16 protein-coding genes are annotated in these 20,346 nt (G+C 69.1%); 10 read left to right on the top strand and 6 right to left on the bottom strand.

The features are described from left to right. Positions 1-172: 172 nt before the first annotated feature. The 7 genes from glgX to Pmi06nite_RS22040 all read left to right on the top strand — a co-directional run bounded on the left by glgX (position 173) and on the right by Pmi06nite_RS22040 (position 9,880). A complete protein-coding gene (gene glgX, locus Pmi06nite_RS22070; RefSeq protein WP_203954968.1) occupies positions 173-2,317 on the top strand; it encodes a glycogen debranching protein GlgX in 2,145 nt (714 codons plus the stop codon). A gap of 137 nt (positions 2,318-2,454) precedes the next feature. Next, positions 2,455-4,635 (top strand): malto-oligosyltrehalose synthase, encoded by a 2,181-nt coding sequence (treY, locus tag Pmi06nite_RS22065; RefSeq protein WP_239114104.1) that lies wholly within the window; start codon positions 2,455-2,457, stop codon positions 4,633-4,635. A gap of 69 nt (positions 4,636-4,704) precedes the next feature. Further along, positions 4,705-6,408, top strand: a complete 1,704-nt coding sequence (gene treZ, locus Pmi06nite_RS22060; RefSeq protein WP_203954966.1) for a malto-oligosyltrehalose trehalohydrolase — start codon at positions 4,705-4,707, stop codon at positions 6,406-6,408. Between the two features lie 139 nt (positions 6,409-6,547). Then, positions 6,548-7,069, top strand: a complete 522-nt coding sequence (locus Pmi06nite_RS22055) for a GNAT family N-acetyltransferase (protein ID WP_203954965.1) — start codon at positions 6,548-6,550, stop codon at positions 7,067-7,069. Between the two features lie 595 nt (positions 7,070-7,664). Next, positions 7,665-8,015, top strand: coding sequence for a hypothetical protein (locus tag Pmi06nite_RS22050; RefSeq protein WP_203954964.1), 351 nt, complete (start codon positions 7,665-7,667; stop codon positions 8,013-8,015). A gap of 314 nt (positions 8,016-8,329) precedes the next feature. After that, complete coding sequence (locus tag Pmi06nite_RS22045) at positions 8,330-9,211, top strand: hypothetical protein (protein ID WP_203954963.1); 882 nt, start codon at positions 8,330-8,332, stop codon at positions 9,209-9,211. A gap of 120 nt (positions 9,212-9,331) precedes the next feature. Continuing rightward, entirely contained in the window at positions 9,332-9,880 is a 549-nt protein-coding gene (locus Pmi06nite_RS22040) for an MOSC domain-containing protein (protein WP_203954962.1), read from the top strand. 15 nt (positions 9,881-9,895) lie between these two features. On the opposite strand, the gene Pmi06nite_RS22035 is transcribed toward Pmi06nite_RS22040, so the two are convergent. The 6 genes from Pmi06nite_RS22035 to Pmi06nite_RS22010 all read right to left on the bottom strand — a co-directional run bounded on the left by Pmi06nite_RS22035 (position 9,896) and on the right by Pmi06nite_RS22010 (position 16,149). Beyond that, a complete protein-coding gene (locus Pmi06nite_RS22035; protein WP_203954961.1) occupies positions 9,896-10,252 on the bottom strand; it encodes a hypothetical protein in 357 nt (118 codons plus the stop codon). Between the two features lie 24 nt (positions 10,253-10,276). After that, positions 10,277-10,954, bottom strand: coding sequence for a uracil-DNA glycosylase (locus tag Pmi06nite_RS22030; protein WP_203954960.1), 678 nt, complete (start codon positions 10,952-10,954; stop codon positions 10,277-10,279). A gap of 309 nt (positions 10,955-11,263) precedes the next feature. Then, positions 11,264-12,151, bottom strand: a complete 888-nt coding sequence (locus tag Pmi06nite_RS22025) for a carbohydrate ABC transporter permease (RefSeq protein ID WP_203954959.1) — start codon at positions 12,149-12,151, stop codon at positions 11,264-11,266. Continuing rightward, complete coding sequence (locus tag Pmi06nite_RS22020) at positions 12,148-13,554, bottom strand: ABC transporter permease (RefSeq protein WP_203954958.1); 1,407 nt, start codon at positions 13,552-13,554, stop codon at positions 12,148-12,150. Before Pmi06nite_RS22020 ends, Pmi06nite_RS22025 begins: the two co-directional genes overlap by 4 nt. A 12-nt stretch (positions 13,555-13,566) precedes the next feature. Then, entirely contained in the window at positions 13,567-14,883 is a 1,317-nt protein-coding gene (locus tag Pmi06nite_RS22015) for an ABC transporter substrate-binding protein (protein ID WP_203954957.1), read from the bottom strand. A gap of 3 nt (positions 14,884-14,886) precedes the next feature. Next, positions 14,887-16,149, bottom strand: a complete 1,263-nt coding sequence (locus Pmi06nite_RS22010; protein WP_239114103.1) for an ABC transporter substrate-binding protein — start codon at positions 16,147-16,149, stop codon at positions 14,887-14,889. 180 nt (positions 16,150-16,329) lie between these two features. Between Pmi06nite_RS22010 and Pmi06nite_RS22005 the strand changes: the two genes are divergently transcribed. The 3 genes from Pmi06nite_RS22005 (at position 16,330) to Pmi06nite_RS21995 (ending at position 20,273) form a co-directional block, all read left to right on the top strand. Further along, entirely contained in the window at positions 16,330-16,836 is a 507-nt protein-coding gene (locus tag Pmi06nite_RS22005) for a PadR family transcriptional regulator (protein ID WP_203954956.1), read from the top strand. Between the two features lie 181 nt (positions 16,837-17,017). Continuing rightward, positions 17,018-17,764: an ABC transporter ATP-binding protein gene (locus tag Pmi06nite_RS22000; protein ID WP_239114102.1), complete on the top strand. Its 747-nt coding sequence runs from the start codon at positions 17,018-17,020 to the stop codon at positions 17,762-17,764. A 241-nt stretch (positions 17,765-18,005) separates the two neighbouring features. Then, the gene (locus tag Pmi06nite_RS21995) at positions 18,006-20,273 is read left to right on the top strand and encodes an FtsX-like permease family protein (RefSeq protein ID WP_239114101.1); all 2,268 of its coding nucleotides are present in this window, start codon (positions 18,006-18,008) and stop codon (positions 20,271-20,273) included. Positions 20,274-20,346: the final 73 nt, after the last annotated feature.

Genomic DNA, 20,346 nt, shown 5'->3' with positions numbered 1-20,346 from the left:
CCCATACGCGACGTTAACGCGGAGGGACTGTCAGAGCCCCCTGTGGGCAGGCACGATGTGTTGTGAACGAGTGTCATGCCAACGGTCGTGTGAACGGCCGCCGCGGCGGAGCCGGTGAGCGGCGTGGGGAAATCTCTCCGCGCCCGGCCGGACCGGCGGGCGAGGAGGTCGCGTGAGGGAGATCTGGCCGGGGGATCCCTATCCCCTCGGTGCCACATACGACGGCGCGGGAACGAACTTCGCGCTCTTCACCGAGGTGGCGGAGAGCGTCGAGTTGTGCCTGTTCGACGACGAGGGCGGAGAGGAGCGGGTTCCGCTCACCGAGGTCGAGGGCTTCGTCTACCACTGCTACCTGCCGGGAGTCGGCCCCGGGCAGCGGTACGGCTACCGCGTGGACGGGCCGTACACGCCGTCGGAGGGGTTGCGCTGCAATCCCGCCAAGCTTCTGCTCGACCCGTACGCCAAGGCGGTCGAGGGCTCGGTGCGGTGGGACCAGGCCGTGTACGGCTACCGCTTCGGCGAGCCCGACAGCCGTGACGACAGCGACTCCGCGCCCTACATGCCGCGCTCGATCGTGATCAATCCCTTCTTCGGCTGGGGCCACGACCGGCCGCCGGCCACGCCGTACCACGACACGGTGATCTACGAGGCCCACGTCCGGGGGCTGACGATCAACCATCCGAAGATCCCCGAGTCGATCCGGGGGACGTACGCCGCCCTGGGCCACCCCGAGATCATCGACCATCTCACCGGGCTCGGCGTCACCGCCATCGAGCTCATGCCGGTCCATCAGTTCGTGACCGACGACGTGCTGCAAAAGCGCGGCCTGTCCAACTACTGGGGCTACAACACGGTCGGCTTCTTCGCGCCGCACAGCGCCTACTCGAGCGCGGGCGAGCGCGGCGGGCAGGTGCTGGAGTTCAAGGCCATGGTGAAGGCCCTGCACGAGGCGGGCATCGAGGTGATCCTCGACGTGGTCTACAACCACACGGCCGAGGGCAACCACCTCGGCCCGACCCTGTCCATGCGGGGCATCGACAACGCCAACTACTACCGGCTGGTCGAGGACGACCGCAGGTACTACATGGACACGACGGGCACGGGGAACAGCCTGCTGATGCGCAGCCCCCACGCCCTGCAGCTGATCATGGACTCGCTGCGCTACTGGGTCAGCGACATGCATGTGGACGGCTTCCGCTTCGACCTCGCGTCCTCACTCGCCAGAGAGCTGCACGACGTCGACCGGCTGAGCGTGTTCTTCGACCTCGTCCAGCAGGACCCGGTGTTGTCCCAGGTCAAGCTCATCGCCGAGCCGTGGGACGTCGGGCCGGGCGGCTACCAGGTGGGCAACTTCCCCGCCCGATGGACGGAGTGGAACGGCCGCTACCGCGACACGATCCGCGACCTGTGGCGGGGCGAACCGGCCGCGCTGCCCGAGTTCGCCTCGCGGCTGACCGGGTCGAGCGACCTCTACCAGGACGACAGCCGCCGCCCCGCGGCATCGATCAACTTCGTCACCTGCCACGACGGCTTCACGCTTCAGGACCTCGTGTCGTACAACGGCAAGCACAACGAGGCCAACGGCGAGGACAACCGCGACGGCGCCGACGACAACCGCTCCTGGAACTGCGGCGTCGAGGGCCCGGCGACCGGCCCGGTGGCGCAGCTGCGCGAGCGGCAAAAGCGCAACTTCCTGGCCACGCTGTTCCTGTCCCAGGGCGTGCCGATGTTGTCACATGGAGACGAGCTGGGACGCACCCAGAGCGGCAACAACAACGCCTACTGCCAGGACAACGAGATCAGCTGGGTCGACTGGTCGGCGGCGACCGACCCGGGCACCAGACCGGGGGCCGGGGTCAGGAAGGGGGAGAGCAGGCAACTTCTGGAGTTCACCCGGAGGCTCGCCAGGCTCCGCCACGACCACCCGGTCTTCCGCCGCCGCCGCTTCTTCTACGGCAGGCCGGAGCGAGGATCCCACGACGAGCTCAGCGACATCGCCTGGCTCACCCCGTCGGGGACCGAGATGGCCGACGCGGACTGGCACAACGGTTACGCCAAGGCGCTGGCGGTCTTCCTCAACGGCGACGCGATCACCGAACCCGACCGGCGCGGCAGGCCCATCACCGACGAGTCGTTCCTGCTGCTGTTCAACGCCCACTCCGAGGTCATCAGGTTCACGATCCCCAAGGACTACGGGGAGATCTGGGCGACGGAGCTCGACACGGCCATGCCGAGTGCGATGGAGTCGCGCATGTGCCGGGCGGGCGAGGGCGTCCCCGTGGCGGGCAGGTCGGTGCGGGTCCTGCGAAGGGCCTGAGGAGTGCCAGGAGCCGCGCCTGACCGGACGTCCGCAGTGCCGTGCCGGGGCCGCCCGGTCGGCGTCGTGTATGGCGGGGACGTCCCGGCGGCGGGCACTATGGGACATGCCCCGGGGACCCGTTGAAGGGCGGTGCCGTGACCTCGACCTACCGTGTGCAGCTCACACCTGATCTCGGCTTCCCGGAGGTGGCCCGGCTGACGGGATATCTCCGGGATCTGGGAGTGGGCCGGCTCTACCTGTCGCCCATCCTGCAGGCGGTCCGTGATTCCCAGCACGGCTACGACGTCGTGGACCACGGCAGGATCCGGGCCGAGTTCGGGGGAGCCGCCGCCCTGCGCGACCTCGCGGCGCGGGGCATCCCCCTGATCGCCGACATCGTGCCCAACCACATGACCGTGCCGCGGCCCGAGTCCGGCAACGCCCCGCTCTGGTCGGCGTTGCGGGAGGGACCGGACTCTCCGTACGCGCGGTGGTTCGACGTCCAGTGGCCCGTCGCCCTCCCGGTCCTCGGCGACGAGCCGGGCGGACCGGTGGCCGACGGGTCCGTCCTGCGCTACTACGACCACGCGTTCCCGATCCGCCCGGGCACGGAGGACCTCCCGCTGCCGGAGTTGCTCGAGGCCCAGCACTACCGGCTGGTGAACTGGCGCGAGAGCCCCGGCTACCGGCGGTTCTTCGACGTCTCCTCGCTGATCGGCCTGAGGGTGGAGGATCCTGAGGTCTTCGAGGCCACCCACGCCCTGATGCTGTCGCTGGTCGACGAGGGGATCATCGAGGGACTGCGGGTCGACCATCCCGACGGCCTGGCCGATCCGCGCGGCTACCTCGAACGGCTCCGCCCACGCGTGCCCGGTCCCCTGTGGGTCGAGAAGATCCTCATCGACGACGAACGGCTGCCCGCCGACTGGCCGTGCGACGGCACCACGGGCTACGACGCGCTCAACATGATCACGCGGCTGTTCGTCGACCCGGCGGGCCGGGACACCCTGGTCGAGACGTTCACCCGGCACACGGGCGTGTCCGCCTCCTACGATTCGGTCCGCTACGAGGCGAAGAGGCACGTCATCGAGTTGTTCTTCCGGGGCGAGGTCGACCGGCTGGTGGGAGCTCTCGGCGACCCGGGCCTGCGCGACGCCGCCGTCGAGTTGCTCGCCGCGATGCCCGTCTACCGGGCCTATGTGAACCCCGGCGAGCAGCCGTCCGCCGAGTCGGTCGCGATCGTCCAGTCGGCCGCGTCGCAGGCGGCCACGCGCGCCGATCCCGACGCCGTCGGGAAGACGGCCAACCTCGTCCTGTACGGCCCGGCCGAGGCGGTGACCAGGTTCCAGCAGACCTGCGGCCCGGTCATGGCCAAGGGCGTGGAGGACACCGCGCTCTACCGGTGGTATCCGCTGGCCGCCCTCAACGAGGTGGGCGGCGAGCCCGACAGGTTCGGAGTCTCGACCGGCGAGTTCCACGCGTTCTGCGCGAGCCTGCCGCCCATGACGATGACCTCGTTGTCGACCCATGACACCAAGCGGTCGGAGGACGTCCGGGCCAGGCTCGCCGTGTTGTCGGAGATGCCGGGGGAATGGTCCCGCGCCGTCGCCTCGTGGGCCTCGTCCGTGGCGTTCGACCCGCGGCTGGACTACCTCGCCTGGCAGACGCTCATGGCGTCGTGGCCCATCACGACCGAGCGGTTCACCGGCTACCTGCTCAAGGCCGCACGCGAGGCCAAGACCGCCATCTCGTGGCAGAACCGCGACCCCGCGTACGAGGCCGGCATCAGGGAGTTCGCGGAGCGGGCCGTCGAGGTCTGCGGTGACTCCGTGGCGTCGTTCACCGCCGTGGTCGACCGGTACGCCCAGATCAACTCGCTCGGCCAGAAGGTCGTGCAATTGATGATGCCGGGCATCCCGGACGTCTACCAGGGCACGGAGATCACCGACTTCTCGCTGGTCGACCCGGACAACCGGCGGCCGGTCGACTTCGAGCGGCGGCGGGAGCTCCTCGCTCACCCCGACGACAGCTGGGACGGCCAGAAGATGCTGGTCACCACCACCGCGCTCAACCTGAGGAGACGGCTCGACCCGGCTTCGCCGTACGAACCGATCGAGGCGGGAGAGCACGCGGTGGCCTTCGCCCGCGGAGAGCGGGCGGTGGCCGTGGCGACCCGGCTGCCCGCCGGGCTCGAACGGCGGGGCGGCTGGGGGGCCGACACGCTCATGTTGCCGCCAGGGCAATGGCGTGATCTGCTCACAGGGCGGCAGCACACCGGCCGGATCCCACTGGGACACCTGCTGTCCCGGTACCCGGCCGCGATCTTGGAACGGTGAATCCCGGCGGGGGACGGGGAGACTCTTGCTGGACGGCGGCCTCGCGGCCGCCCCGACACCTGGAGGGGCATGTACGAGGTCTGGGCGCCCCAAGCGGCACGCGTCGAGGTCGAGTTCGGGGGGACCAGGCACGAGATGTCTCCGGGCGACGGCGGGTGGTGGACCGCGGCCGGGGACGAGCACGGCACCGACTACGCCTTCTACGTCGACGACGGCGGGCCCTACCCCGATCCCAGGACGCGGCGGCAGCCGTACGGCGTCGAGGGACCGAGCCGGGTCTGCGACCACGCGAGGTTCACCTGGGGCGACCAGGACTGGCGCGGCCGTGACCTGCGCGGGTCGGTCATCTACGAGTTGCACGTCGGCACCTTCTCCCCGGAGGGCACCTTCCGCGGCGTGATCGACAGGCTGCGCCACCTCGTGGACCTGGGCGTCGACTTCGTCGAGATCATGCCGGTCGCCCCCGTTCCCGGACGGCGCAACTGGGGGTACGACGGCGTCGACCTCTACGCCGTGAACGAGGAGTACGGCGGGCCCGACGGGCTGAAGATGCTGGTCGACGCGTGCCATCGAGCCGGGCTCGGCGTGATCCTCGACGTGGTCTACAACCACCTGGGCCCTTCGGGGAACTACCTGGCCAAGTTCGGGCCGTACTTCCACGACTTCAAGGGCTCCTACTGGGGGGACGCCGTCAACCTCGACGGGCCGGGCTCGGACGAGGTGCGGCGTTACTTCGTCGAGAACGCGCTGCAGTGGCTGGGCGACTATCACATCGACGGGCTGCGCCTCGACGCCGTGCACGCGCTGCACGACTCGCGCGCGACGCACTTCCTGGAGGAGTTGTCGGCCGAGGTGGAGGCCCTGTCGACCAGCCTGGGCAGGCCGCTGACGCTGATCGCCGAGTCGGACCTGAACGATCCCCGCCTGATGGCGCCGCGGGAGTCCGGCGGCTTCGGCCTGAACGCGACGTGGAACGACGACGTCCACCACGCGCTGCACTCCGCCGTCACGGGGGAGACCCAGGCCTACTACCGCGACTTCGGCTCGTTGTCGGCGCTGGCCAAGGTGCTCACCCGCGGATATTTCCACGACGGCACCTATTCGAGCTTCCGGGGCCGCAGTCACGGCCGGTCGGCGGCGGGCGTGCCCGGCTACCGGTTCGTCTGCTGCATGCAGAACCACGACCAGATCGGCAACCGGCCGTCGGGCGACCGGATGGAGCCCGAGCACCTGTGGCTCGCCGCCGGGTTGCTGCTGGCCTCGCCGTTCACGCCGATGCTCTTCATGGGCGAGGAGTGGGGCGCGGGAACGCCCTTCTACTTCTTCACCGACCACTTCGAGCCCTCGCTGGCCGACAACGAGGGAGAGCGTCGCCGGATCGAGTTCGAGAAGTTCGGCTACGACTGGAAGGCGCCCGACCCGCAGGAGGAGGCCACCTTCCTCCGCTCGAAACTGGACTGGAGCGAACTCTCCGAGGACGGCGCGGTCTCGCTGCTCGGCTGGTACCGCGACCTGATCGCGCTGCGCAAGACGCATCCCGAACTCGCCGATCCCCGGCTCGACCGCGTGAAGGTCCGCCACGACGAGGACCGGCACTTCCTGATCATGGAACGCGGATCGTTGCGCGTCCTGGCCAACTTCGGCGGCCTCCCCGTGCCCGTACGGCTCTCGCCGGGCGCCAAGAGGATCCTGCTCGCCTCCGACGAGGCCATCCGGCTGATGGACGGCGACGTCTACCTTCCCGCCCAGGCCCTGGCCATCGTCCAGACGTGATCCGGCGTCCGGACGCGAAGAGTTTTATGGGCGTGGGCGGTTTTGAGGGCGTGGGCGGTTTTGCAGGCGTGAGTCGCGGTGTGGGCGTGAGCCGGTTATCCGATTGACGGGCCCGGATCGTGCGCAGCAGTCTGGACCGATGCTGATCAGATGTGAGACGACGGCCGACGTCGCGCCCATCCGCGCCGTCCAGGCTGCGGCGTTCGCGCCGATGGCCGCCCCCGGCGGTCCGGTCGTCGAGGCGGACCTGGTGGACGCGTTGCGCGCCTGCGACGCGTGGCTACCCGCGCTGTCGTTCGTCGCGGCCGGCCGGGACGGCGAAGTCGTGGGGCACGTGGTGTGCTCGCGAGCCCATGTCGACGGCACGCCCGTCCTGGGTCTCGGGCCGCTGGGCGTGCATCCGAGCGTCCAGCGTCAGGGTGTGGGCCACGCCCTCATGCACGCCGTGCTCGGTGCGGCCGACGCGCTCGGAGAGCCCCTGGTGGTGCTGCTCGGCCATGCCGACTACTACCCGCGGTTCGGCTTCGGACCGGCGGAGGGCTACGGAATCGTCCCGCCGGTGGCCGAGTGGGGACCGCACTTCCAGGTCCGGCCGCTCACTGCATATCACTCGTCGATTCGCGGTGCGTTCGTCTACGCCGAGCCCTTCAACGAACTGTAGGACGGGTATCAGGCGCCTCATTGGGGCGCCTGATCTGCCGGGACCGCGGTCGAATCATGCCGGAGGTCGTGGACATCGGTGATGCGACCGGCCTTTCGTCGACGGCGGTCTTCTCGACGGCTGTCTCTCGATTCGCCTTCCTGGTCGGGCGTCAAGCTCCGTGGCGTCAATTTGAATGTCATCGCGGAAGCGTTGCCCGGTGCGCACCTCCCGCCCGGCACGCAGGCCGGTGTCTGACCTGTGCCGACGCCGTCGACCGCCTTGCTGACCGCCTGTTGCCGCGATCGATGGGTCGTGCGGCGGTTCCTCTGGAAGTTCGATCCCTTGATGAAAGGCGCAAATGGCGCCTATATCGGGATATCCTGCATTGGGATATAGAAGACATTAAGGATGAAGCGATCAGTATTTGCTTAATGTCGTCAATAAATGGATGGGCGGGAGGCAAAAGCCGCTGATCACCGTTTGCCCCCTATCTGTCGCGGAAAATAAGACATTGCAGAGATAAGCAGTCGGGTCCTGCTGGAAGAATACTTTCCAAGCTATTTGGAAAGAGTCGAATCATAGGGTAATTGCTCATTTTCGGGGGGAAATGCAAATGCCTAACGTCAAGAGCCTCGTGGGGGTTCTCGCCATCAGCGCCGCGCTGACCGGCGGGGCCGTCGCCCTCGGCACCGCTGTCACCGCCGGCACCGCGAACGCCACCACCGTCATGGGCTGCGGCGGCGGCTGCGGCGGCGGCGGCTGGGGCCGCGGCGACCGCAACCACAACCGCAACTGGAGCCGCAACCACGCGTGGCAGCACGAGCGTCAGCACCAGCACCAGCGCCAGTACCTGCTGCGCGACTTCACCCTGCTGGTGACGCCGTTCCAGAAGAGCGAGAACCAGGCCACCCCGTGGCAGAAGCAGGACACCGACTCCAAGTCGGAGGCGGAGGCCGAGTCCTGATCCGGTCGTCACCGTTTCACGGCTCCACCGGCCGGCGGGGGTGGTGACAACTGAGAGCGGTGACGACCTCGCCGGCATCGCCTGGCGACGGTGAGCCGTGCTCGGGACTTCCCCGGCTGTTCGGTTCTTCCAGCGGCCCTGGTCCTGCTGTTCGCACTCCGTGCGGCTCAGGGCCAGGGCCGCCGTGATGTCCGGGATCGAGTCCTGCGGTCTCCTGTGGACGATGAGCGTTTTCCACAGAACCCGGTTCTAGTGGGAGGCGGCGTGGGCCGTTCATCCATGGTGGGGCTTCCGAGATTCCCCCAGGAGGACCCATGCAGATCACCTATTCCGTTCCGGCGGAGACGACGTCGGTGTTCGTCGTGGCCGTGGACCGTGCGCCGGTGGAGTTGTCGTCGATCGTCCCGTGGCGCATGGGCAAACCGCACCGGAAAAGAGCGATGGAGGTGCTCGGCACACCGCGCCTGGAACTGGAGGCGATCAGGGCCGACCGCTCGCTCTGGCGGCGGACGGGCCTCAAGGACGACGACCTGAGACGGGTCGCGCGGGCGCGCCATCATGTCGTGGTCTCCAGCACCGCGCCGGTCGAGGCGCAGCCGGAGGCCGCCCAGGTCGCCCGGGCGGCGGCGCGCGGTGTGGCGGAGGCCTATCACGGAGTGATCGTGGACAGGCTGACCGGCTCCGCCGTCTACCACTGCGCCGCATGCCCGGGCGAGCGCCAGGACTTCCGGCTGGGCGACGACTGGCTGGGCTGGACCATCGAGATCGACGACGACCGCTCGTGCCCGCCGTGGGACCCGGCAGGCACCGAAGTCTGCGCCTGTCTGCGGGTGACGACACGAGGCCTCGCTCGGTTCGGGCTGCCGGAGGTCATGCTGGACGGCGCGGCGTGCGCCCACCGCCTCTGCACGGTCAACGTGCTCCGCACCGTCGCGGAGCGGCTGCTCACCGGCCATCTCGCCTGGGTCGGCGGCGATCCGGGTGCCCGGTGCCGGACGATCGGCGACCACCTGCGGGTCGACGGCGCCGATTTCGCCGTCGTCTCCGGCGCTCCCGAACTCGGGCGTGAGCCCTTCCACGTACGGCTGACGCGCGACGCGGCCGACCGGTCGTGCCTGCGGGTCGGCCCGCCGGCGGATTTCGAGGGGACCGTCAGCGAATGGTTGTGCCGTACGCCCGGACTCCGCGCCGCATGACGCCCGGATGAAGCCTCACGGACACTCTCGCGAGCCGTTGACCGGCTGACCGGGGGATATCTGTTCGCGATGAGGCGGTCCCGAGGGCGATGATGCTTGTCTCGTCGTGAGGAGGAGCGGATGCCGGGAGACGCGGCGGTGGCGGCGGTGAGCCTCAGCGGGACTCACACGTTCAGCAAATCCAATCAGGACGTCATCCGGCTGCTGGCCGGGCTGGGCGTGGAGGGCGACGCGCACATGGGAGTGACGGTCAAGCACCGGTCCCGGGTCGCCCGCGACCCCAGCCGGCCCAATCTCCGGCAGGTGCACCTGGTCCATGAGGAGCTGCACGACGAGCTGCGTTCCGCGGGCTTCGCCGTACGGGCGGGGGACATGGGGGAGAACGTCACCACGCGCGGCCTGGACCTGCTCGGACTGCCCGTGGGCGCTCGACTTCATCTCGGTGAAACTGCTGTGGTGGAGATCACCGGCCTGCGCAATCCCTGCCTGCAGCTCGACGGCTTCCAGGACGGATTGCTGAAAGCGGTTCTGGGCCGGGATGAGGACGGAGGCCTGGTCAGGAAGGCCGGGATCATGGGGATCGTCATAGAGGGCGGTGAGGTGCGGCCTGGAGACCCGATCGTCGTCGAGCTCCCGGCCGGACCCCTTAACCGCCTCGAACCTGTGTGAGCCCTGGCGGGCGGGTCAGTGCTGGTGACCGTCGTGGTCGTGATGGTCGTGGTCGTCCTCGTCACCCTCGTCCTCGAGGACGCCGTCGGACGGCTCGACGCCGAGCATGGCCTCTCGCGGCTCGATGTCGTTGAGGTGCTCGACCAGACCCAGAACGTGGTCCGGCTCGATCAGCCACTGCAAGGCCGCCGCGCCCGTGTCGTCGGTGTTGACCAGCTCGATCTGCTCTTGGCGCTCGTCCTGGTCCAGCTCCGTCTCGGGGTCGCGGATCTCCGCGAGTGCCGCCGCCTGGAGGGCGCCCACGTCCATGACCTCGACGACGAGGTCGACGGTGAGACGCAGATAGCGTCCCGTGTCCGTTGTATCGCTCATGGTGGAGATCCTATCGGCCACCGGTCAGGGCAACTTCCACTCGACGGGTGCGGCGCCCTGCTCGGCGAGCAACTGGTTCGCTCTGCTGAACGGCCGGGAGCCGAAGAAGCCGTTGCGCGCGGACAAAGGACTGGGATGGGCCGACTCGATGCACGGCACCTGGCCGAGCATCGGCCTCAGGTTGCGGGCGTCGCGTCCCCACAGGATGGCCACGAGGGGGCCGCCCCGGGTGACGAGCGTCTTGATGGCCTGCTCGGTGACTTCCTCCCAGCCCTTGCCCCGATGGGACGCCGGCTTGCCCGGCATCACCGTCAGGACTCTGTTGAGCAGGAGCACGCCCTGCTCGGTCCACGGGGTGAGGTCGCCGTTGGTCGGCGGGGGATAGTCGAGGTCGGCCATGTACTCCTTGTAGATGTTGACCAGGCTCCCGGGGAGCGGCCGGACATCGGACGCGACCGAGAAGCTCAGGCCCACCGGGTGGCCGGGCGTGGGATAGGGATCCTGCCCCACGATCAGCACACGGACCTCACTGAGAGGCTGCTGGAACGCGCGGAGGACGTTGGCCCCCGCGGGAAGGTACTGTCGCCCTTCCGTTATCTCCTGCCGGAGGAAGTCGCCCATTGCGGTGATCCGCTCGGCGACGGGTTCGAGGGCCGCAGCCCATCCGGCTTCCACTACTTCGTGCAACGGACGCCCTGCCATGGTCGCGAACTCTATCGGCTTTCCCGGGTGGGCAAGGCCTTCGGCGGCAAAGATCGGATGCCCGCTTACCCCCGTGAAGCGGGCATCCGATGTCCGGGGTCATGCCGTCGCCGTATGTCATCGCCGGCACAGCGTGGGTGGAAGTCGGCGAAATATCAGGAGTTGGCATGAGATCGAGGACAAACTTGCCAATGCGGTGACATCAGCTGCTCTGGCCGTACAGAATGGGGCCTAGCCCGGATGCGCGCTTTTCCCCCCGTGAAGCGCGCATCCGGGCCCTTTCTGTGCGCCCACGCCGACCGGTGGGAGCTATTTCACCGATCCCGCGAGCATTCCCTGGACGAAGTACCGCTGGAAGGCGAAGAACAGAACCAGCGGGATGATGAGCGACAGGAAGGCGCCTGGCGCGAGGATGTCCACGTTGGTGCCGAACTGTCGCATCTGGGATTGCAGCGCCTTGGTCATCGGCTGGTTCTCGGTGTCGGCGAACACCAGCGAGACGAGCAGGTCGTTCCAGACCCACAGGAACTGGAAGATGCCGAGCGACGCGATCGCGGGCTTGGCCAGCGGGAACACCACGGTCGCGAAGATCCGCCACTCCTGGGCGCCGTCCATCCGCGCCGCCTCGAGCAGTTCCCGGGGGATGCCCGCGAAGAAGTTGCGCAGCAGGAAGATGGCGAACGGCAGGCCGAACGCCACGTGGAACAGCACGACTGCCGCGATCGAGCCAAATATCCCGAGAAATCCGTACATCTTGGCGATCGGGATGAGAGCGATCTGGACCGGCACCACCAGCAGGGCGACGACGACGAGGAACACGGCGTCCCTGCCGGGGAACTCGATCCAGGCGAAGGCGTACGCCGCCATCGCCGCGATGCCGATGACCAGCAACGTCGCGGGCACCGTGATGAACACGGTGTTCCAGAACGACGAGCTGAAGCCGGCCGCCAGCAGGTTCCCGTAGTTCTCGAAGGTGACCTGGGCGGGCTTGGTGAACAGGGTCCACCAGCCGGACGCGTTGTTCTCCACCTCGCCGCGCAGCGACACCACCAGCAGGCCCAGCGTCGGGACGAGCCAGAACACGGCGACCAGGACGAGCAGGACCTGGACCACGCCGCCGCCGAGCCGGTCGACCACTCGCCCGAGGAGGCCGCGCTCGATCCGCTGCGCCGACCCCGGTTCGGTCAGGGTTGTCATCGCTCGTCCCTCCTGAACCGGCGGATGTTGAAGATCATGAACGGCAGGACCAGCACCAGCAGGAAGATGGCGAGGGCGCTGCCCATGCCCTGGTTGCCGCCGCCGCCGAACGACACCCGCCACATCTCGAGCGCGATCACGTTGGCCTGTGGCTGCACCGAGCCCGGCGCGATGATGAACACCAGGTCGAACACCTTCAGCACATTGATGATCATCGTGACGAAGACGACGAGCAGCACCGGGGTGAGCAGGGGCACGGTGATCCGCCGGAACACCTGCCACTCGGTCGCGCCGTCGATCCGCGCCGCCTCCAGCGCGTCGCGGGGGATCGCCGACAACCCGGCCGCGATCAAGACCATGGCGAAGCCGGCCCACACCCAGATGTACGCGCCGATGATCGCGGGCGTGATCAGGCCGGGGCCGAGCCAGGTGATGCCGTTGAAGGGCGCCTGGAAGTTCGACTGCGGGAGCCGTACGACATAGGAGCCGGCGGGCAGTCCGGCGAAGTGGAAGCTGCCGTCGGCCGCCGTCTCGGCGGTGCCCTTGACCGCACCGCCGGAGACCGCCTCGACGGTGATCCCGGCCAGGCCCTTCTCCTGCGGGTCGATCTGGTTGAGGGTGCCGCCGCCGCCGCGCACGACGTCGAGCCACACCGTGCCGCTCACGCCGCCGGCCGGGGCGGCCTTCGCGGGTGCGGCGTCCTTGACGACGTCGGGGCTGAGACCGACCAGCGGGATGAGCACCGGCTGACCGGCCTGCACCTGCTGCTTGGTCACGACGGCGCCGCTCTGGACGGCCGCGGGCGCCTGGTCGTTCTCCCGGGGCCGTGCTCCGGGATATCCCGCACTGGAGGAGAACGTGTCGTGGACGGCGGTGATCACCGCGTTGGCCACGCCCTTGTCCGGGTCCTGCTCGTAGACGAGGCGGAAGATGACTCCGGCCGCGAGGAGGGAGACGGCCATCGGCATGAACAGGATGAGCTTGAAGGCCGTCGCCCAGCGGATGCGCTCGGTCAGCACCGCGAAGATCAGGCCGAGGACGGTGACGATCAGTGGAGCCACCACGACCCAGATCACGTTGTTCCTGATCGTGGTCAGCGTGGCGGAGTCCGTGAAGATCGAGCCGTAGTTCCCGAGACCGACGAAGCGGTCCCCGGTGGAGTCGAACAGGCTCCTGAAGATCGAGTAGATGATCGGGTAGACCACCCACGCGCCCAGGAGGAGGACGGCGGGCAGGAGGAAGAACACCGCCATCCTCGGTGAGGGTCCGAGCCGATGGGGGGTGCTGCTGTCCACGCGCGCGGCCGGAGCCGGCGCGGATCGGGTCTCAATCGGACCGGAGGGGGCCCCGGCGGCGGGGATGTCGTCGCCGGGGGCCTGCGGGCCGTCCAACCGTTCGGTCACGGCCGCGTCTCCCTACTTCGTGAAGGCCTTGGCGGCGTCCGCCTCGAGCTTCTCCTGGGCGCCCTTCACGTCGGAGGGGTTGCGCAGGAAGTCCTGCAGGTCCTTCCACTCGCCCTTGCCGTCCGTGCCGCCGAAGGCGCTGGGCGCGAGGTCCGACATGTCGTACCGGACGGACTCACCCGCGGAGATGATCGTCTGGGCGAGCTGCTTGGTCAGGTCGTCGGGGTAGTTGTCGGGGGACACGTTGCGGTTGGGGGACAGGTAGCCGGGCTGCTTGGCCCAGACCTCGCCGCCCTCCTTGGAGGCCAGGAACTCCAGCAGCGCCTGCGCGCCCTTGGAGTCCTTCAGGACCACCGCGGTGTCGCCGCCGAGGATGACGGGATCGGTGTCGCCCGCCTTGGGGAACGGCATGATCTTGGCTTCCTCGCCGACCTTCGCGCCGGACTCGGCGGCGGTCACCGCGACGAAGTCGGCCTCGATGACCATCGCGGCCTTCTTCTGCCCGTAGACCTGGGTGGCGCAGGTCGGGAAGTCGGTCTGCAGCGCGCCGGACGCGCCGCCGAGGACGAACTCGTTCTTGCCGAAGATCTGCCCCATCTTCTGCAGCGCGGTGGTCACCGAGGGGTCGGTCCACGGGATCTCGTGCTTGGCCAGCTTGTCGTAGTTCTCCGGCCCCGCGGAGGAGAGGTAGACGTTCTCGAACAGGTCGGTGAGCGTCCAGCCGGACGCGCCGCACAACGCGAACGGCGCGGTGCCCGAGTCGGCCAGCGTCTGAGCGGTCTTGCCGATCAGGTCGTCCCACGACGTCGCCGGCTGGGCGCCCGCGTCGTCGAAGGCGGTCTGCCGGTACCAGATGAGCGACTTGTGCGCCGCCTTGACGAGCACGCCGTACACCTGGCCGTCGACCGAGCCGAGTTCCTTCCAGTACGGCGTGTAGTTCTGGTCGATCTGCGCCTGCACCTCGGGGGACAGGGGCTTGAGCGCCTTCTGGTCGGCGTACTGCTGGACCAGGCCCGGCTGGGGCAGGATCGCGACGTCAGGCGGGTTGCCGCCCTCGATGCGCGGGCCCAGGTACGCGCCCGTGTCCTCACCGGTCGAGGCGTAGGTGACGGTCGCGCCCGTCTTGGCCTGGAACGCCTTCAGAACCTTCTCGAAGTTGGCCTGCTCCTCGCCGGTCCACTTCGCGGCCACTTCGATCTTGACGCCGTCGAGCGGCTTGGCGGCGGCGGCGGTGCCGCCGCCGCTCTGCGCGGGTTCGGGAGTGGTGTTGCCACCGCAGGCGGCCGCCGCGAGGGCGAGCACCGCCACCGTCAGGGGGAGTTTGCGCATGATCTAGCCTCCGGGCTGGACGACCTCGCCGAGCTGCTGTTTCAGATCGGCGACGGTTTCATCGACGGGTTTGCTGAGGTTGAGCGCGCCGGACACGGCGCTGGAGATCACCAGGCTGACCTGGTTGTAGTTGGGGGTCACCGGCCGCGGGCGGGCGGACAGGATCGCCTCTTTCAGGACGGGCAGGTAGGGGAAGCGCTTGATCAGGGCGGGGTCGTCGTAGAGCTCGGCCCAGACCGGGGGGAAGGAGCCCTCGGTCAGGACGAGGCGCTGGATCTCGGGACCCGTGAAGTAGCGGATGAAGTCGAGAGCCGTCTTCTGCCGCTTGGAGTAGGCGCTGATCGCGAGATTGAGCCCGCCCAACGTGCTCGATCCCGGTCCGGTCAGCCCGGGCAGCCGGGTCACCTCGAACTTGCCCGCGAGATCGGAATGGGTCGCAGGGCCGTACGCGTGGGGCCAGTTGCGGGCGAAGACCAGCCGGCCCTCCTGGAAGGCGAGCCGGGACTCCTCCTCCTTGTAGGAGAGCGCCTCCTGCGGGATCCAGCCCTCCTCGACGCCGCCGACCAGGAAGTCGAGCGCGGTGCGTGTGGCCCCGAGGTCCATCGTCACGCGGCGCGCGTCGGGGTCGAGGATCTGGCCGCCGGCGGACTGTACGGCTTCCGCGAAGTTGACGGTCAGACCCTCGTACGGAAGGAACTGACCGGCATATCCGCCTATGTGGTATTTGGCGCTTAGGCGGGAGGCCTGGTCGCGGAGCTCGGCCCACGTTCTGGGTGGCTTGAGGTGCTCCTTCTTGAGGATGTCGGAGCGGTAGTAGAGCAGCCCGGCGTTGCTCGTGTACGGCGCGGCCCACAGCCTGTCGCGGTAGATCGCGGTGTCGGCCACGCCCTTGAGCATCTTGTCCAGCGGGAACACGCTCCGGTCGAGCGGCACGATCCATCCGGCGTCGGCGAACTCCGCCGTCCAGACGACGTCGAGCCCGAGGACGTCGTAGACGTCGCTGTGGGCCTGGAGATTGGCCACCATCTGGGCGCGCTGCTCGTCGGCCGCCTCGGGGAGTTCCAGCAGGGTCACCGGCTCGGCCGGATGGGTCTGGTTCCACCGGTCGAGCAGCGGCCGGAGATAGGCGGTGGTGTCGCGGCCGGTGGCGAAGGTGATCGGACCGGTGCCGCTCGTGCCCTGTGACGTGCGGCCGGCGGAGTCCGCCAGTCCCGCGCACCCGGCCACCAGCAGGGTGGTCAGGAGTGCGGCGGCTCGGCGGATCACGTGACCTCCGTATTAAGTCGTAGTTACATACGTGTTAGGTAGGTGCATGCATGTTATGCATAGCGTTAATGTGGGAGTCAACGGCTTGGTCCGTAACGCTCCGGTAACTGCTTCGGTGGTCACCCGGGGGGCTTCGCGGCAACATCTCGACGGCATCTCGACTGGCATGGAGGTGGGCGCGTGCGGCTGCCGTTGCTGGCACTCCTGGCAAAGGAACCTGCCCACGGGTACGAGCTCAAACAAGCGCTCGAGGTGACGTTCGGCAGCGCCTACCCCTCACCCAACATCGGCCAGATCTACGTGACGCTGGGGCGTCTGGAGAAGGACGGGTTCGTCCGGGCCGTCGACGTCGAGCAGTCGAACCGGCCCAACAAGAAGGTCTACTACCTGACCGCCGCCGGCCGCGAGGCGCTGGAGGCCTGGGTCGACGAGCCGACCGAGGGTCCGCGTGTGCGGGACGAGTTCTTCATGAAGCTCGTGCTGGCCCCCCTGACGGGCATCGCCGACAGGATGGCACTGGTCAACCGGCAACGCAGGCACTATTTGTCGTTGATGAGAGACCTCGACGAGTTGGCCGAGCGCACGGACCCGGGGAACCGCGTCGCGCGCCTTCTCATCGAGGGTGCCATGCTTCACCTCCAAGCCGACCTGGACTGGCTCGAACGCTGCCAGGAGGACCTGACCTGATGCACCCCCCACCCCCCACCTCCACCTTCACTCCCACCCCCACTTCTGCCGTGATCATGCGCGGATTCGTGGATGGGCGCCTGACCTGGGCCTTCTCCGGTCGTGATCATGCACACATTCGTGATCATGCCGCTCTACCTGCGGCGATTCCCTTCGTGATCATGCGCAAAGGGGTGCCACGGTGACCGTGACCCCGGTGATCAGGGCGGTCGGCCTCGTGAAGATCTATCAGACCGGAGGCCTGCCGGTGCCGGCCGTACGCGGCGTGGACCTCGTCGTCGAACCGGGGGAGTTCGTCGCGATCATGGGTCCGTCGGGGTCGGGAAAATCCACCTTCGTCCACATGCTCGGCGGACTGGAGACGCGGACCAGTGGCGAGATCTGGCTGGACGGCAAGCGTGCCGACACGCTCTCGGAAAGCGGATGGGCGGTGCTCCGGCGACAGAAGGTCGGGTTCGTCTTCCAGTTCTTCAATCTGGTCGCCAACATGACCGTGGCCGACAACGTGGAGTTGCCCGCGCTGCTCGGCGGGGCCACGCCGAGGCATGCTCGGGAGCGGCGCGAATACCTGCTGGCGGAGCTCGGCCTCGAGGAGCGCGCGGGCGCCGCGCCCGGTCAGCTCTCCGGCGGCGAGCAGCAGCGCGTCGCGCTCGCCCGGGCCCTCGCCAACCACCCGCGGCTGCTCCTCGCCGACGAACCGACCGGCAACCTCGACAGCCGCAACACCCGCGACGTCCTCAAGTTGCTGGGCAAGGTCCATCGGCAGGGCCAGACGATCGTGCTGGTCACCCATGACGCCAGGGTCGCGAGCATGGCGGATCGCGTCGTCAGCCTCCTCGACGGCCAGATCGTCGACGACGCGCCCATCGCCCGGCTCCAGCGCCGTCCGGCCGGTACGGCAGGCGACATCGTGGAGCTGCACGGATGAACACAGACGAGCACGTGCATGATCACGAATGGCATCGCCCCAGGTCGGACAGCATGATCCCGAAAGTATGCATGATCACGAACCGTGTAATCGCAGGTCGGACCGTACGGCGCCGAACCTGTGCATGATCACGGCGAGTGGAGGAGCTGGTCAGCGGCCATGATCGCGAATGTGTGCATGATCACGGCTGGAGAGGGCCCAGGTCAGGCGTCCATCCGCGAATCTGTGCATGATCACGGGGGTGGGTGTGCGGGCTGAGGTCAGGTGGGTGCGGGCCGATCTCCGGGCGCGGCGGGGGCAGGCTCTGCTGACCGTCATCGCGGTCGCGGGGATCGTCACGGCCCTGATCACCGCGGCCACGCTCCTCGAGGACGGCACCAACCCCTGGCGAGGCCTGTTCGAGCGAGGGCGCGGCGCCCACGTCTGGATCCACACCAAGGGCACGCCGAACGTCCCGGCGCTGCGGGCCCTGGGCGGGGTCACCGACGTGGCCGGGCCGTATCGCAGCGCCCCCGCCACGCTCGTGGAGCACGGCAGGAAGGTCCCGATCGCCCTCCAGGAGACGCCGGCCGCCTTCCCCTCCGTCGCCCGTCCCCTCCTGAGAGAGGGACGCTGGCTCGACACGCGCTATCCCGACGGAGTCGTGGTCGAGCAGTCGTTCGCCAAGGCGCTCGGGCTCCATCCCGGTAGCCCGTTCCCCGTCACGGGACTGAACGGCGCCACGCACACGCTGACCGTGGCGGGGCTGGCCGAGAGCGGAGACCAGGGCTTCTATCCCGAGTGGACCCCAGGGCTCGCCTGGACCCTCTCCCAGACCCTCACCCTGGTCGAACCGGCGCCCGGCCGCACGGAGACCGTTACGGGGCTGCGACTGGCCGACGCCGGATTCACCGACATCGTGGTCCAGCAGGCCGTCATCACGCTGCGCAACCAGGTCCAGCGGGTGTCCACCTGGCGCGAGGTCCGGGCCTCCATGGCGCTCGACAACCGGCTGCTCGGCCTGCTGCTCGCCCTGTTCGGCCTCGCCGGGCTGGTCGCCGCCGCCCTCGCCCTCGCCAACGCCACCGGCGGGCGGGTGCTCACCCAGCTTCGCGACATCGCCACGCTGAAGTCGCTGGGGTTCACCCGGGGCCAGGTGACCCGCATGCTCCTCGCCGAGCATGGGACCCTGGGGCTGGCCGGCATCGCGCTCGGCCTGGTCGCGGGACGGTTGATCACGACGTACGCGCTCTCCGAAACCGTCGTCGTGCCCCTCTCTTCAGGGCCGCTCGCGGCGATCGCGGCGGGCACGGCGCTGGTGGTCCTGGTCGCGGTCTGGCTGCCCGCCTGGCGGGGCGGTGGGACACCGCCGATCCCGGCGGCCCCCGCGGCGCCTCCGCACGGCCGCCTGTCGCGGCTGGCCAGGGTCGCCCTCCTCGTACGGCTCCCGCCCGCGCTCGTCCTCGGGGCCAGGGACGCGTTCACCCGCCCGGCCTCCGCCGTCCTCACGCTGACCGGTGTGGCCATCCCCATGATGATGATCACCATCGGGCTCGGCTGCTGGGCCACGCTCGACGGGTTCATCCGCCACCCCGAGCAGGTCGGGCAGGCCGCGGCCCTGTCCGTGCGGCCGGGGGACCTGACGGCGAGCGAGGCGCTCAGCCGGGCGATGGCCGACCCCGACGTCGTCACCGCCTATCCGGGGGTGGAACTGGACGCCCTCGTGCCCTGGCAGACCAGGACGGTGCGCACCCGGGCGCTCGGCATGTCCTCTGATCCGTACCCGTTCCCGGTGGCGGAGGGCAGGATGTTCCGGGACCGCGGCGAGGCCGTGGCCGGGCAGGGCCTGCTCGACCTGCTCGGGCTGCGCATCGGCGACCGGGTGCGCATGACCATCGGCGGCACGCCGCTGATCGTCAAGATCGTCGGCAGGGTCATCGAGCCGGAGCAGGACGGCGAGGTCCTCTCATTCGGCATCGACAGCCTGGCGGCCAAGGACGCGACGCCGCCGCAGTTCTACAGCCTCGTCCTTCGGCCCGGCGCCGACCCCGGAGAGGTGCGCACGCGGCTGCAGACGCAGTCCCTCGAGGTGGACCAGGCGGTCAACCCGGCCGACCGGCTGTCGATCATCCGTGTGATCATCGTCGCGCTGGTCGTCGTCCTGGCCCTGATCGGCCTGGCGAATCTGCTGACGGCGAGCGCGCTCGGCCTGCGTGACCACCTGCTCGACCTGGCCGTGCTGAAGGCGATGGGGCTGACCCCGCGTCAGGTCATGGCCACGCTGGTGACGGGGACCGGGCTGCTCGCGATGGCCGGGGTGGTGCTGGGCGGCTCCGCGGGGGCGTTCCTGTCGAAGGGACTGATCGACCTGGAGGGCCGCGGCAGCGGAGTGGGGGCGGGCATCGGCCGCGCCCCCACACCGGGGATGTTCGCCGGCGCCCTGCTCGTGGCGATCGGGGCGACGCTGCTGGTCGCCCTGATCCCCGCGAGGAGGGCCGCCCGGGCGCAGGTGCCCGTCGCCGCCCGCTGAGCCCGAGGACCGGCCCCGCTGAGCGCAGCGCCGGCCCGCTGAGCCTGGGGACCGGCTCAGCGGGGGCTCACGA

The sequence above is a fragment of the Planotetraspora mira genome, assembly GCF_016863275.1.
Taxonomy (GTDB): domain Bacteria; phylum Actinomycetota; class Actinomycetes; order Streptosporangiales; family Streptosporangiaceae; genus Planotetraspora; species Planotetraspora mira.
Note: the sequence above shows the minus strand (reverse complement) of the source record. Positions and strands in the feature narration are given on the sequence as shown.